This is a genomic window from Sphingomonas leidyi, from assembly GCF_011761945.1.
GTDB lineage: Bacteria > Pseudomonadota > Alphaproteobacteria > Sphingomonadales > Sphingomonadaceae > Sphingomonas > Sphingomonas leidyi.
Map to the genome: position 1 here is coordinate 23,645 of NZ_JAASQV010000004.1, position 13,330 is coordinate 36,974.

The 13,330-nt window shown below is 68.9% G+C and carries 10 protein-coding genes; 5 read left to right on the forward strand and 5 right to left on the reverse strand.

What is annotated here, in order from left to right; all coding sequences use genetic code 11:
* Positions 1–9 precede the first annotated feature (9 nt).
* On the reverse strand, positions 10–1,638 hold the full coding sequence (locus FHR20_RS17720) for a carboxylesterase/lipase family protein (RefSeq protein WP_167300956.1): 1,629 nt from the start codon (positions 1,636–1,638) through the stop codon (positions 10–12).
* Positions 1,635–2,912, reverse strand: coding sequence for an MFS transporter (locus FHR20_RS17725; RefSeq protein ID WP_167300957.1), 1,278 nt, complete (start codon positions 2,910–2,912; stop codon positions 1,635–1,637). Before FHR20_RS17725 ends, FHR20_RS17720 begins: the two co-directional genes overlap by 4 nt.
* Before the next feature lie 139 nt (positions 2,913–3,051).
* Between FHR20_RS17725 and FHR20_RS17730 the strand changes: the two genes are divergently transcribed.
* The 3 genes from FHR20_RS17730 to FHR20_RS17740 all read left to right on the forward strand — a co-directional run bounded on the left by FHR20_RS17730 (position 3,052) and on the right by FHR20_RS17740 (position 6,022).
* A complete protein-coding gene (locus FHR20_RS17730; RefSeq protein WP_341786477.1) occupies positions 3,052–3,732 on the forward strand; it encodes a TetR/AcrR family transcriptional regulator in 681 nt (226 codons plus the stop codon).
* Between the two features lie 83 nt (positions 3,733–3,815).
* Positions 3,816–4,709 carry an SDR family NAD(P)-dependent oxidoreductase gene (locus tag FHR20_RS17735; protein ID WP_167300958.1) on the forward strand — a complete coding sequence of 298 codons (894 nt, stop codon included), beginning with the start codon at positions 3,816–3,818 and terminating at the stop codon, positions 4,707–4,709.
* Positions 4,706–6,022 (forward strand): glycoside hydrolase family 1 protein, encoded by a 1,317-nt coding sequence (locus FHR20_RS17740; protein ID WP_341786478.1) that lies wholly within the window; start codon positions 4,706–4,708, stop codon positions 6,020–6,022. The genes FHR20_RS17735 and FHR20_RS17740 overlap by 4 nt, the downstream gene beginning before the upstream one ends.
* A 182-nt stretch (positions 6,023–6,204) precedes the next feature.
* On the opposite strand, the gene FHR20_RS17745 is transcribed toward FHR20_RS17740, so the two are convergent.
* A complete protein-coding gene (locus FHR20_RS17745) occupies positions 6,205–7,998 on the reverse strand; it encodes an ABC transporter ATP-binding protein (RefSeq protein ID WP_167300960.1) in 1,794 nt (597 codons plus the stop codon).
* 282 nt (positions 7,999–8,280) lie between these two features.
* Between FHR20_RS17745 and FHR20_RS17750 the strand changes: the two genes are divergently transcribed.
* Positions 8,281–8,580 (forward strand): UBP-type zinc finger domain-containing protein, encoded by a 300-nt coding sequence (locus tag FHR20_RS17750; protein ID WP_167300961.1) that lies wholly within the window; start codon positions 8,281–8,283, stop codon positions 8,578–8,580.
* A gap of 17 nt (positions 8,581–8,597) precedes the next feature.
* On the forward strand, positions 8,598–9,782 hold the full coding sequence (locus FHR20_RS17755) for an MFS transporter (RefSeq protein WP_167300962.1): 1,185 nt from the start codon (positions 8,598–8,600) through the stop codon (positions 9,780–9,782).
* Here the strand turns inward: FHR20_RS17755 and FHR20_RS17760 are convergent.
* Complete coding sequence (locus FHR20_RS17760) at positions 9,779–11,245, reverse strand: MFS transporter (RefSeq protein ID WP_167300963.1); 1,467 nt, start codon at positions 11,243–11,245, stop codon at positions 9,779–9,781. The genes FHR20_RS17755 and FHR20_RS17760 overlap by 4 nt on opposite strands.
* Entirely contained in the window at positions 11,242–13,326 is a 2,085-nt protein-coding gene (locus FHR20_RS17765; RefSeq protein ID WP_167300964.1) for a glycoside hydrolase family 97 protein, read from the reverse strand. The genes FHR20_RS17760 and FHR20_RS17765 overlap by 4 nt, the downstream gene beginning before the upstream one ends.
* Positions 13,327–13,330 lie beyond the last annotated feature (4 nt).

A 13,330-nucleotide genomic window follows, 5' to 3' on the forward strand; every position in this document is an offset into this window, starting at 1 on the left:
AGGCGGAGCTCAATCGCACCCAGGCGCCTTGGGCGGCAGCTTGGGCGCGGCGAGTCCGGCGTTCCAGTTCCACGCCACCCCCACCGCGCGCCTGCGGCAGACCACGGCTTCATACTGGTCGTACATGCCCGGCATCAGTCCGCGCTCCGCCCTGGGGGCGTCGGCGATGTGGAGATAGTCGCGATCCTTGCCGAAGGCGGGCCACGCCGGCGCGTCCTTCGCGGCCGGGGTGCCGGTCTTGGCGAAGCTGGTCCAATAGCCGAGCATCGCATCCGAGAGCGGGCGATCGCTCTCCGGCATGACCGGCCATTTCGGCGGCAGCGGCGCGAGATTGCCGAACACATAGGGCAGCTCGCTGGCGTGGAAGGCATGCAGCCCCGCCGCCGCCATCGCCGGATAGCCATGATCCCAGAGATAGACATAGGCGGGCTGGCCGATCGCCGCCTGCTTGCGGGCGAGCCGCTCGGTCGTCCAGCCATAGAGCGCGTCGCGGCTCGTCGCCAGGATGCTCTCCTTGTAATCCGCGGCGGGATAGAGCTTCAGGAAGCCATCGGCGAACTCGCCATATTTCTCGCGGATGCTCTTCTCATAGTCCTCCGCCGTCGCCGGGGCCTTGGGCGCCAGCACCATCAGCGAGCGGATCTCGCCCTGGTTGAAGCCGGTGAGGATCGGCACCGGGGCCTGCCTGCCCTGGTCGAACGCGTCGACCATCTGCGTCGGCAGCACCAGCCCGTCGACCACCCCGAACGGGAAGAAGCCGAGCTTGGCGGCGCTGTCGGTCAGCGTCTGCGCGTCCATGCCGCGCAGCGCGGCGAGATCGGGCGCCTGGACGCCGGCGGCGAGCATCGTGCCCACGGCCTCGGCCGAAGGCGCGCCGTACGCCTGCTTCTTCAGCTCGGGCATGGCGACCATATAGGCGCTCTGCGCGATCGCCTTGCCGAAGGTGCCGCGGGCGAGCGGGGATTCCATCAGGAACATCACGCTGAGCCCGCCGGCGGATTCGCCCGCGATCGTCACCCTGGCGGGATCGCCGCCGAACGCCGCGATATTGTGCTTCACCCAGGCGAGCGCCGCCATCTGATCGAGCAGCCCGTAATTGCCCGAGACCTTTTGCGGCGATTCGGCCGAGAGCGCCGGATGGGCGAGCCAGCCGAGAACCCCCAGCCGATAGTTGATCGAGACGACGATCACGCCCTGCTCGGCCATCTTCCTGCCGTCGTACATCGGCTCGCGGCTGGAGCCGCCCGACAGCGCGCCGCCATGGATCCAGAAGAAGACCGGTGCCTTTTTCGCGTCGGCCGGCGCCCAGATGTTGAGCGTCAGGCAATCCTCGCTCACCGGCAGCGGCGCAGCGGGGGAATAGACCGAGACCGGCGTCTTGCTCTGCGACTGGACGCAGGCCGGGCCGAAGTCCCTGGCGTCGCGCACCCCCTGCCAGGGCTGCATCGGCGCAGGCGGGCGCCAGCGCATGCCGCCGACGGGAGGCACCGCATAGGGAATGCCCTTGAACGCGCGGATATCGCCCTCGCGCGTGCCGCGCACGCTGCCCGAAGGCGCGGCGACGACCGGCTCCTGCGCGGATGCGGTGCCCGCAAGCAGCAGGGCGGCGGCGATGGCGGCGGGACGGAACGGCTTCATGCGGACCCCTTGGCGTTCTGCTCGGCGCGCAGGATGCGGGCGAGCGTGAGGAATAGCGCGATCGCGATCAGGTAGAAGGGCGAGAGCGTGTAGAGCGCGAGCTGGAGGCCATGGTCCCAGCCATGGTTCCGGAACCAGTCGCTGGCGGCGCCGACATAGGTGGGCCCGAGGCCGAGGCCGATGAAGTTCATCACCAGCAGCAGCAGCGCGCCCGAGAGCACGCGCTGGTCCGGGCGGACTTCCTCCTGCACCAGCGCGACCGAGGCGGAGAGGTAGAAATAGTTGAAGCAGTTGACGATGGTCAGCAGCACCAGCGCGAGCGGCCAGCCCGGCGCCCAGACGAAGGCGATGTAGAAGGGCATGGCGATGGCCAGCGAGACCGCCGGGCCGAGCGCATAGACGAGGCGGCCGCGGCGGCGGAGGCGGTCGATCACCCGGCCCGAGACGAGCATCGCGGCGCTCATCCCGATGCCGACGACGATCGCATACCACAGTGCGATCTCGGACAGGGTCATCCCCTTTTCGCGGATCAGGAACAGCACTGCGAAATTGCCCAGGCCATAAGTGACGAACTGGGTGGCGCCGCTGCCAAGCGCGGCGAGCATCAGCACGGGATGGGTGAGGAACATCCAGCAAGTGCCCCAGAACGGCGCCTTGGCGGCCGGGCGGGCGGCGGGGGCCGAGTCGGTCGCACCGCGCTTCGGCTCGCGCACGACGATACGGACGAGGATCGCGGTGACCACGCCGACCACGCCGATCGCCACGAAGGCGTCGCGCCAGTCGAACATCGCGGCGATGGTCGCGCCGAACGCGATGCCCAGCGCTGCGCCGATCGGGGGCCCCAGGTTGAAGATGCCGAACGCCGTGCCGCGCTGGCCGGGCGGGAAAGTGTCGGTGATGATCGCATAGCTGGGCGGCACGCCGCCCGCCTCGCCGAAGCCCACGGTCATGCGGGCGATGACGAGCTGGGTATAGCTGGTCGCCAGGCCGCAGGCGATCGTCGCGCCGCTCCAGATCGCGCAGGCGAGCGACAGGATCGTCACCCGGTTGGTGCGGTCGGCCAGCCAGCCCACGGGGATCGCGATGAAGCAGTAGAACATCGCGAAATAGAGCCCGCCGATCAGGCCGAGCTGCCCGTCGGTGACGTGGAGCGAATCCTGGATCGGCTTGGCGAGAATCCCGAGGAGCTGCCGGTCGAGGAAATTGAGCACATAGACGAAAGTGAGCGTGACGAGCACGATCCAGCGGCGGGCGCCGCTTGCCTGGGTTTCCACGCTTCCTCTCCCTGACGGTTCTTCCGCCTTCGCCGCATCATGCGGGCAAGCGCGCGATACTGTCAACACACACTATCACGCGTGTGAATATCTGCGCGGAGGCTTGACGCTAGGCCCTTAGACGGGAAGGAACATGGGCGTGACCGAGACCGCCAAACCCGTTCGCCGCTCCCGCAAGGCCGAGCAGCGCGCCGAGACGATGGAGCAGATCTACGACGCTGCCGAGGCGTTGTTCTCGCAGCACGGACTCTACGGCGTCACGCTCAAGGACGTCGCCAAGCAGGTGGGCGTCCACCACACGCTGCTCAACTATTATTTCGCCGACAAGAAGGCGCTGTTCGACGCCGTCTTCGCAAGGCGGGCAGTGGTGACCAGCGAGCGGCGGATGCAGGCGCTCGACGCGTACGAAGCGGCATGCGGCGGCGCGCCGACGGTGGAAGGTGCGCTGCGGGCGTTCCTCGACACCGATCTCGACACCTATATCCAGGGCGGCGAGGGCTGGAAGAACTATGCCAAGCTGGGCGCCCAGGTCGCCAACACCCCGGCCTGGGGTGCGGACCTGATGGACGCGCATTTCGACCCCGTCGTGCTGCGCCTGATCGGCCTGCTCAAGCGCGCCCTGCCCGACTGCGCCGAAGAGGATATCTTCTGGGGCTATCACTTCGTCACCGGCGCGCTGATGCTCACGCTCGCGCGCACCGGCCGCATCGACAAGCTCTCCGACGGCCTGTGCCATTCGGACGACTTCGCCGCGGTGAAGGAGCGGATGGCCTCGTTCATGGCCGCCGGCTTCCTCGAGATCTGCAACCGGAGCAGATAGCGCCACATATTCGCTATCTTGCTAGTGAATCATTGCAGCGCTACCAAGCGATCCGTCGATAGAGTCGAAGAACGGAGAGCGGGATGTCGCTGGCGGGTCGTGTAGCAATCGTGACGGGTTCGGGCGGAGGACTGGGGCGCGCGCACGCGCTGTACCTGGCGAGCAAGGGCGCCCGCATCGTCGTCAATGACCTGTCGCAGCCCGCAGCCGACGCCGTCGCCGCCGAGATCCGCGCGGCCGGCGGCGAGGCGATCGCCTTTGCCGCATCGGTGACCGACGAGGCGCGCGTCGCCGCGATGGTCGCCGAGACGCTCCACCGCTTCGGCCGCATCGACATATTGGTCAACAATGCCGGCATCCTGCGCGACAAGAGCTTCGCCAAGATGAGCATGGACGATTTCCGCCTGGTGGTGGACGTGCACCTGATCGGCGCGGCGATCTGCTGCAAGGCAGTGTGGGAGGCGATGCGCGCGCAGAATTACGGGCGGATCGTGATGACCACTTCCTCCTCGGGCCTGTACGGCAATTTCGGCCAGGCGAATTACGGCGCCGCCAAGATGGCGCTGGTCGGCCTGATGCAGACGCTGGCGATCGAAGGCGAGAAATACGGCATCCGCGTCAACAGCCTGGCGCCCACCGCGGCGACCGGCATGACCGAAGGCGTGCTCTCCGCCGAGAGCCTGGAGATGCTCGCGCCCGAGCTGGTGAGCCCCGGCCTGCTCGCCCTGGTCGGCGAGGATGCCCCCACCCGCGCGATCCTCTGCGCCGGCGCGGGCCATTTCGCCGCCGCGCACGTGACCCTGACCGACGGCATCCAGGTCGGCCGGAGCGACGACGCGGGCGAACGGGTCGTCGCCGAATGGAGCAGCGTCGCGGACCGCGCGGACGAGATCGTCCCCGCCTATGGCTTCACCCAGGCCGAGCGCGAAGTGGCCGCCGCCACGCGGCGCGCGCCGGTCGCCGCGACGGCGCGGTGAGCGAAGGCCTGCGCCTCGGCCGCCGCGCGCTGATCGTGGCGGCCGCGCTGGGCGCCGGGGCCTCGCCCGTAGCGGCCAGGCCCCTGGCCCGCCGCAAGCCCGCGCCGCCGGGCTTCCTGTGGGGCACGGCGATCTCCGCCTATCAGAGCGAGGGCAACAACACGAACGCCGACGCGTGGCTGATGGAGAATCTGCAGCCGAGCATGTTCAAGGAGCGATCGGGCGACGCCTGCGACTCCTATCATCGCTATGCCGAGGATTTCGCGCTTGCGGCGAAGCTGGGCTTCAACAGCTACCGGCTCGGCGTGGAATGGGCGCGGATCGAGCCCAGCGAAGGCCATTTCTCCAATGCCGAGCTCGACCATTATGCCCGCATGCTCGAGGCGTGCCGCGCGCACGGCCTGCGCCCGATCGTGACGCTCAACCATTTCACCACGCCGCTGTGGTTCGCGCAACGCGGCGGCTTCGAAGTGGCGGACGCGCCGCAGCTGTTCGCGCGCTATTGCCGCAAGGTCGCCGAGCGGCTGGGCGGGCTGATGCACATGACGACGACCTTCAACGAGGCGAACATCCGCCTGCTGGTCGACATGATGCCGGGGATCGCCGCCTTCGCGCCCGTGGTGAAGGCCGCCATCGCCGCCGCGGCGCGGGCGACCGGTTCGCCGAAATTCTCGCGCCTCGCCTATGCCGATCCGGCGGTGGCGACGCCGATCCTGCAGGCGGCGCACCGCCAGGCCTATGCAGCGATCAAGGAGGTCCGCCCCGCCCTGCCCGTCGGCATCACCCTGACCACGCAGGACGTGCAGGCCGATACGCCCGAGCGCGCCGCCTATTATCGCGACAAGCTCTATGGCGATTGGGTGCAGGTGGCGCGCGAGGCCGCCGATTTCTTCGGCGTCCAGACCTATACCCGCTTCGTGTTCGACGCGAACGGCATGGTCGCGCCGGCGAAGGACGCGGAGATGACGATGGCGGGGTATGAATTCTATCCCCAGGCGCTGGCCAACACGATCCGCTGGGCGCACCGGGAGATCGGCAAGCCGATCTACGTGACCGAGAGCGGCATCGCGGCGAAGGACGATGCCCGCCGCATCGCCTTTATCGACCAGGCGCTGGACGGCGTGCGTGCGTGCCTGGACGAGGGCATTCCGGTGCACAGCTATCTTTACTGGTCGCTGCTCGACAATTTCGAATGGACCTCGGGCTATGGCGTGCCGTTCGGGCTGGTCGCGGTGGACCGCGAGACCCTGAAGCGCACCCCGCGGCCGAGCGCGCTGCACCTGGGCGCGATCGCCCGGGCGAACCGGATCTAGGGTTCGGGCGGTAGAGCCGGAGGCTCGTTGCCGGAGGCTCGGCCGATGGCTGGGATTGTGGCAACCCAATCGCTCGGGTTCGGCGCGCCAGCCTCGGGGCAGCATAATGCATAGAATCTTCGGATTTGCGGCAGCGATGCAGCGTCGATACCGGACCCGACCGCCGGGGCCGAGACCGGCGCTCACCCCTCGGCGAGCGCCGGCTCCTCGTCGACGATGTTGCCCGATTGCCGGTCGAACAGCCGGCGATAGCGGCCGTCCGGATCGGCCAGCAGCGCGGCATGGTCGCCATCCTCGACGATGCGGCCCTGGTCGAACACCAGGATCCGGTCGAGCGTGCGCACCGTCGAGAGCCGGTGGGCGATGACGATCGCCGTACGGCCCTTCATCAACCGGTCCATCGCCTGCTGGATCAGCGCCTCGCTCTCGGAATCGAGGCTCGAGGTCGCCTCGTCGAGGATCAGGATCGGCGCGTCGGCCAGGAAGGCGCGGGCCAGCGCCACGCGCTGGCGCTCGCCGCCCGACAGCTTGACGCCGCGCTCGCCCACCGGCGTCGCATAGCCGCGCGGCAGCTTGACGATGAAGTCGTGCGCATTGGCCAGCCGCGCCGCCGCCTCGACCTCCGCCTGGCTCGCCCCGGGACGGGCATAGGCGATGTTGTCGGCCAAGCTGCGGTGGAACAGGATCGGCTCCTGCTGCACGATCGCGATCTGCGCGCGCAGCGACTGCTGGGTCGCATGCGACACGTCCTGCCCGTCGATCGTCACCCGGCCCTGGTTCACGTCATAGAGGCGCTGGATCAGCTTGACGAAAGTCGTCTTGCCCGATCCAGAATGGCCGACCAGCCCGACCCGCTCGCCGCCGCGAATGATGAGGTCGAGATGCTCGTAGAGCGGCGTCTCGTGCCCGCCATAGCGGAAGGTGACGTCGTCGAAGCGCACCTCGCCCGCGGTGATGCGGATCGGCGCGGCGTCGGCCCGGTCCTCGATCCCCAGCGGCTGCTCGTGCAGATCGACCAGTTCCTCCATCTCGTTCACCGAGCGCTGCAGGTGATGGATGTGGAAGCCGATGTCGAACAGATAGCTGTGCACGACGAAATAGCTGGCCAGCACGAAGGTGACGTCGCCCGGAGTCGCCGCCCCGAGCCACCATAGCCACAGCGCGGTGCCGGTGATCGCGGCGCGGATCGCCCACAGCACCGCGATCTGCGCGCTGCCCGACCAAGTGTAGCGCAACCAGGTGCGCCGGGTGCGCTTTCCCCATTTGGCGAGCAGCGTGCCGACGCGGCCTTCCTCGCGCGCCTCCGCGCCGAACGCCTTGACCACGGCGTTCGAACCGATCGCATCGGAGAGCAGGCCGCCCAGCTTCGTGTCCCAGGCATTGGACAGCGTCGCGGCGGGCGAGGCCCAGCGCGTCGCCAGCACCATCGTCATCGCGACATAGGCGACGGCGCCGATGCCCATCACGACGCCGAGCACGGGCCAGTGCCAGCCCAGCAGCAGCATCGTGCCGAGGAGCACGGCGAGCGACGGCAGCAGCTGGAGCAGCAGCACGTCGTTCAGCGTATCGAACGCCCACATGCCGCGCGTGATCTTGCGGACCGTGGAGCCGGCGAAGCTGTTGGCGTGCCAGTCGGTCGAGAAGCGTTGAACGCGGTGGAAACCGTCCTGAGTCACGTCGCGCATCATACGCAGCGTGAACGGGATGATGCCCGCCCAGGCGATGTGGCGGAGTACCACCATCGCAAGGCCGAGCGCCGCCATCGCCGCGAACAGCGCCAGCGCGTCGTTGCGCAGATCGGCGGCCAGCGCGTCGATCAGCCGGCCGGCGAACATCGGGACGAAGATTTCCGTCGCCGTCGCGGCAGTGATGAAGAAGGCGATACAGGCGGCGCGCGTCCGCTGCCGCGCCCAGTGGCGGAAAGTGAAACGCAGGACGCGGCGGATCGCATCCGGGCGGTCGGTGTCGTGGGTCATGTCGTGAACCGGCGCCGGGGCGCCGTCTCCAATGCGATGTCGATCAGGGGTGATGCGGGTGGAAGGCCCGGATCAGGGAGGCTTCAGGACCTAGTGGTGGAAGCGCCCGATGGTGCGGAACGCACCGGGGAGGCGTGTGGTAACATCTGTCATCTACGCCCTCCCTTTTTTCGCAGTGGAACGATCCTGCCATGTAGCGACATCGGATGTGGCTGGCAAGCCGTTGGCACCCGGCTCCGCACCTGCGACAAGGGAGCGGCCGAATGCGGAAGGGGCACAGCAATGGAATGCCGGCACGTGATGACCGTCAACCAGGTCACTCCCAGCGCCCGCGGCTGCGAGGAGTGCCTGGCGATCGGCAGCCCCTGGGTGCATCTGCGCCTGTGCCGGGCCTGCGGCCATGTCGGCTGCTGCGACCAGAGCCCGCATCGCCATGCCACCGCGCATTTCCATGCGACTCGCCACCCGATCATCGAAGGCTATGATCCGCCCGAAGGCTGGGGCTGGTGCTATGTCGACGAGGTGGTGGTTGAACTGCCCGACCGGACACCCCAGCTGGGGCCCATTCCGCGCTACGTCTGATTTCCCCCGGAGCATCCATGACCACCCCCCTGCCCCTGGCCGCCGGCACGGCACCGGACCGGCTTGGCCGTCCGCTGATCTTCGCGATGGCCGCCGCCACCGGGATCGCGGTCGCCAACATCTATTATTGCCAGCCGATGCTGGGGGTGATGCAACGCGACCTGCCCGGCGAGCTGACCGTGCTGGTGCCCACCGCAACCCAGGTCGGCTATGCGCTGGGCCTGTTCCTGCTGGTGCCGCTGGGCGACCTGGTCGAGCGCAAGCGGCTGATCGCGATCCAGTTCGTCGTGCTGGCGGGTGCACTGATGCTCGCCGCGATCGCGCCCAGCGCCGCGCTGGTGATCGCTGCCTCGGTCGCGGTCGGCTTCGCCGCCACCGTGGCGCAGCAGATCGTGCCCCTCGCCGCGCACCTGGCCGCGCCCGAGCGGCGCGGCGCGGTGGTGGGCACGGTCATGGCCGGGCTGCTTTGCGGCATCCTGCTCAGCCGCACCCTGGCCGGCTTCGTCGCGGCGCATGCGGGCTGGCGCGAGATGTTCTGGCTGGGCGTCCCGCTGGCGCTCGCCGCGGGCGGGGCGATGGCGCTGACCCTGCCGCACAGCGCCCCGGATTCGGACCTGCGCTACCACCAGCTGCTCCGCTCGCTCGGCGGGCTGTGGCGCGAATTCCCGGCGCTGCGCCGCGCCGCGATCACCCAGGGGCTGCTGTTCGCGGCGTTCAGCGGCTTCTGGACGATCCTGGCGCTGCGCCTGCAGCAGCCGGACCTGGGGCTGGGCGCCGAAGTGGCCGGCCTGTTCGGCGTGGTCGGTGCGGTGGGCGTGCTCGCCGCCCCGATCGCCGGGCGGATCGCGGACCGGAAGGGACCGCGCCCGGTGATCCTGCTCGGCGCGGCCGCGGTGCTGGCCGGCTGGGCGTTCAACGGCCTCTGGCCCTCGATCCCCGGCATGGTGATCGGCGTGCTCCTGCTCGATTTCGGCGTGCAGGGCGCGCTCGTCTCGCACCAGCACATCGTCTATGCGCTGCGGCCCGAGGCGCGGGCGCGGCTCAACACCATCTTCATGGGCGCGATGTTCGTCGGCGGCGCCACCGGATCGGGTGCTGCGACCTGGGCCTGGGCGCTGGGCGGCTGGAGCGCGGTGTCGCTGCTCGGCGCCGGGTTCGCGGCGGTGGCTGTGGCGATCCAGCTCGCGGGGCGCCGGGCCTAGGCCTCGCGCACCCGCAGCGTCGCGAGCGCCGCCAGCCCCATCACCGCCGCCGCGATCGCCATCGTCCAGATCGGCTGGCCCGGGAAGAAATGGCGCATCGCCGTGCCGATCACCGCGGCGACGAGCAGCTGGGGGATGACGATGAAGACGTTGAACAGGCCCATGTACACGCCGAGCTTCGCCTGGGGCAGCGCCGAGGCGAGGATCGCATAGGGCATGGCGAGGATCGAGGCCCAGGCGATGCCGATCCCGATCTCGGCGGCGAGCAGCAGGTTGGCATCGCGGATCACCAGGAAGCTCGCATAGCCGAGCCCGCCGAGCGCCAGCGCGATCGCATGGGTGCGCACCTTGCCGACGCGGGCGGCGAGCGGGCGGAGCAGGAATAGCGCGGCAAGGGTGGCGACCGCGCTCTGGGCGGCCATCAGGATACCGACCCAGTTGCCCGCCGCGTTGAACACGGCCCCGGTGGTATCCGGCGCGTGGAAGACATATTGGGCCACCACCGGGGTGGTATAGATCCACATGATGAACAGCGCCGACCAGCTGAAGAACTGGACGAGCGCGAGCCGCTTCATCACCGGCGGCATGCCCGAGAAATCGCCCATGAGATCGCCGAGGATGCCCGCCCTGGTCACCGCGGTGATCATCCGGGCGAGGCCATAGGCGGCGAGCAGGCCGGCCAGCAGATAGAGCTCCTTCTCCAGCTCCAGCGCGAAGACCAGCGCCCCCAGCGCCGCGCCGCCGACCAGCCAGGGCAGGCCCGCGCCGATCGTGGCGGGCGGGGCCGGATGCGCGGCGGGCGCCGCCTCGCCGTCGAACGCCGCGATCTCCTCGGGCGAATATTCGCGGGTGGTGAACACGGTCCACAGCACGGCGAGCAGCAGCGCCGCGCCGCCCAGATAGAAGCTCCAGCGCACCGTATCGGGCAAGGCGCCGCCGATCGCGACATTGGACACGCCGCACCGGTCGAGCAGCCAGGGCGTGGCCGATCCGATCACCGCGCCGGCGCCGATGAACGCCGTCTGGATCGCATAGCCGGCGGTGTGCTGGCTCCTGTCGAGCATGTCGCCGACAAATGCGCGGAACGGCTCCATCGAGACGTTGAGCGACGCATCGAGCACCCAGAGCAGCAGCACCGCGGCGAGCAGCACCGGCGCATTGGGCATGGCGAACAGCGCCAGCGCCGCCAGCACCGCGCCGGCCAGGAAATAGGGTCGCCGGCGGCCAAGGCGGCCCCAGGTCCGGTCCGAATAATGGCCGATGACCGGCTGGACGAGCAGCCCGGTCAGCGGGGCGGCGACCCACAGCAGCGCCAGATCGTCAATCTTGACGCCCAGCGACTGGAAGACGCGGCTCATGTTCGCATTCTGCAGCGCGAAGCCGATCTGGATGCCGAGGAAGCCGAAGCTGATGTTCCACAGCCCGGCGAACCCCTGGCGCGGCCGCCCCCCGGCCGAAGTCACCGGCGGCGCGCCTTGGCGGCCGGCGCGACGAAGCGGATCGCCTCGCCGCCGCCCGGCGCCAGCGCGATCGTCAGCGTGTCGCCCTTCTTCACCGGCCTGCTCTCGATCGTGATCGCATGGCGGGCCTCGGTGCGATAGTCGGCGCCGGGGCCGTCGCGATAGATCTCGGCGACATAGGTCTTGCCCGCATCGAGGAAGTCGAGCGTCACCACCGAGCTGCGCGCCTGTTCGTCGCCCACCGCGCCGAGGAACCAGTCGTCGCCGCCCCTCGCCTTGCGCACGATCGTCGCATAGTCGCCCACTTCGCCGTTCAGCACGCGGGTGTCGCTCCAGTCGGTCGGCACGTCGCGGATGAACTTCATCTCGCGCGGATATTTGGCGTAGTTCTCCGGCGTGTCGGCCGCCATCACCACCGGCGAATAGAGCACGACGTACAAAGCGAGCTGCTTGGCGATGGTCGACTGGATCGCCGAGCCGTTGGAGCCGCTCAGGCTGAGCACGCCCGGCGTGAAGTCCATCGGGCCGCCGAGCAGCTGGGTGAAGACCATGTTCGCCTCATGCTCGGGCGGATTCTTGCCGCCTTCCCAGGCGTTGTACTCCATGCCCCGCCCGCCCTCGCGCGCCACCCAGTTGGGCCAGGTGCGGCGCAGGCCGGTGTCCTTCACCGGCTCGTGGCTGTCGATCGAGACATGATATTTCGCGGCAGTCTCCACGACGCGGAGATGATGGTTCACCATCCACTGGCTCTCATGCCATTCGCGGTGCTGCGCGCCGTCGGGATCGACCCGCTCGATCTGGCCGGCATCGGTGACGTAACCGGTCTTCACCACCGGGATGCCATGGTCCTGGGCATATTTGAACGCGCGGTCGAGCTGGCTGTCGTAATGACTGGCCGAGCCGCCGGTCTCGTTATGGCCGATCAGGTACACGCCCTTGGCCTTGGCGTAGCGCGCCAGCTCGGCCGCGTCGAAATCCTCGGTCGGCCGATCGAACTGCATCTCGTTGCCATTGCCGAACCAGTTGCCGTCCCAGCCGATGTTCCAGCCCTCGACCAGCACGCCGGGGATATGGTTGGCCGCGGCGAAATCGATATATTGCTTCACATGCGCCGTGGTGGCGCCGTGCTTGGCTCCGCGCGACCAGGTCCATTCGCCCTTGATCATGTTCCACCAGACGCCGACGAACTTGCCCGGCCTGATCCACGACACGTCGCCCAGCTTGTTCGGCGCGTTGAGGTTCAGCGTCATCCGGCTGGCGGCATAGAGCCCCGCCGCGTCATCGGCGATGGCGATGGTGCGCCACGGCGTCGAGAAGCCGGCATCGCGCGACACCTTGGGCGCGCCGGCCCCCGGAGTCAGCGAGGCCTTGAAGGTGTTGCCCTCGGCCCGCTGGAGGTTCATCGCCGAATAATCGACCAATGCCGCCTCGTGCAGCGCGACATGGGTGCCGCCGGCGAGCTTCACCGTCATCACCGTCTGCGCGGTGCCCACCGCGTCGAGCGGCGTCTTGTTGTAGAGATATTCCTCGCGGTTCCACAGATAGGCCGGCTTCCACCAGGCGGTGCCCGGCTCGGCAAAGGCGAACTCGGTCAGCTCGTCGGCGATGTTCGCATGCTTCAGGTTGGGCTGGCTCGGCAGCGTGTAGCGGAAGCCGACGCCGTCGTCGAAGATCCGGAAGGTCACGTCCATCTCGCGCGCGAGATCGGCCTTCTCGCGCAGCCGCACCGTCATCTCATTGTGGTTGTCGCGGATCGTCGTCCATTCGCCGAAGGGCTGGGTCCAGCTGGTGTCGGCCTTGTCGCGCTTCACTTCGACCAGCGCCATGTTGCGGTCGAGCTTGGGCGCGTCGGTGAACAGGAAGCCCAGCCGGCTGTCGGCGAGCAGCGGCTTGCCGGCGCGCTGCACGGCATAGCTCGCCCGGCCCTCGCCATCGATGCTGACCGTCACGGTGATCCCGCCATCGGGCGAGGCGGCGCGGGCGACGACATTGCCGTCCCGCTTCTGCGACAGGTCGTCCTGCGCCAGCGCGGGCGCCGCGAAGGGAAAGGCGGCGAGCGCCAGCGCGAGGGGGGCGAGCTTCATGATT

Coding starts and splice junctions, on each gene's coding strand:
- FHR20_RS17720 (WP_167300956.1), bottom strand. CDS start 1,638: ATGAAGCCGTTCCGTCCCGCCGCCATCGCCGCCGCCCTGCTGCTTGCG.
- FHR20_RS17755 (WP_167300962.1), top strand. CDS start 8,598: ATGACCACCCCCCTGCCCCTGGCCGCCGGCACGGCACCGGACCGGCTT.
- FHR20_RS17750 (WP_167300961.1), top strand. CDS start 8,281: ATGGAATGCCGGCACGTGATGACCGTCAACCAGGTCACTCCCAGCGCC.
- FHR20_RS17745 (WP_167300960.1), bottom strand. CDS start 7,998: ATGACCCACGACACCGACCGCCCGGATGCGATCCGCCGCGTCCTGCGT.
- FHR20_RS17735 (WP_167300958.1), top strand. CDS start 3,816: ATGTCGCTGGCGGGTCGTGTAGCAATCGTGACGGGTTCGGGCGGAGGA.
- FHR20_RS17765 (WP_167300964.1), bottom strand. CDS start 13,326: ATGAAGCTCGCCCCCCTCGCGCTGGCGCTCGCCGCCTTTCCCTTCGCG.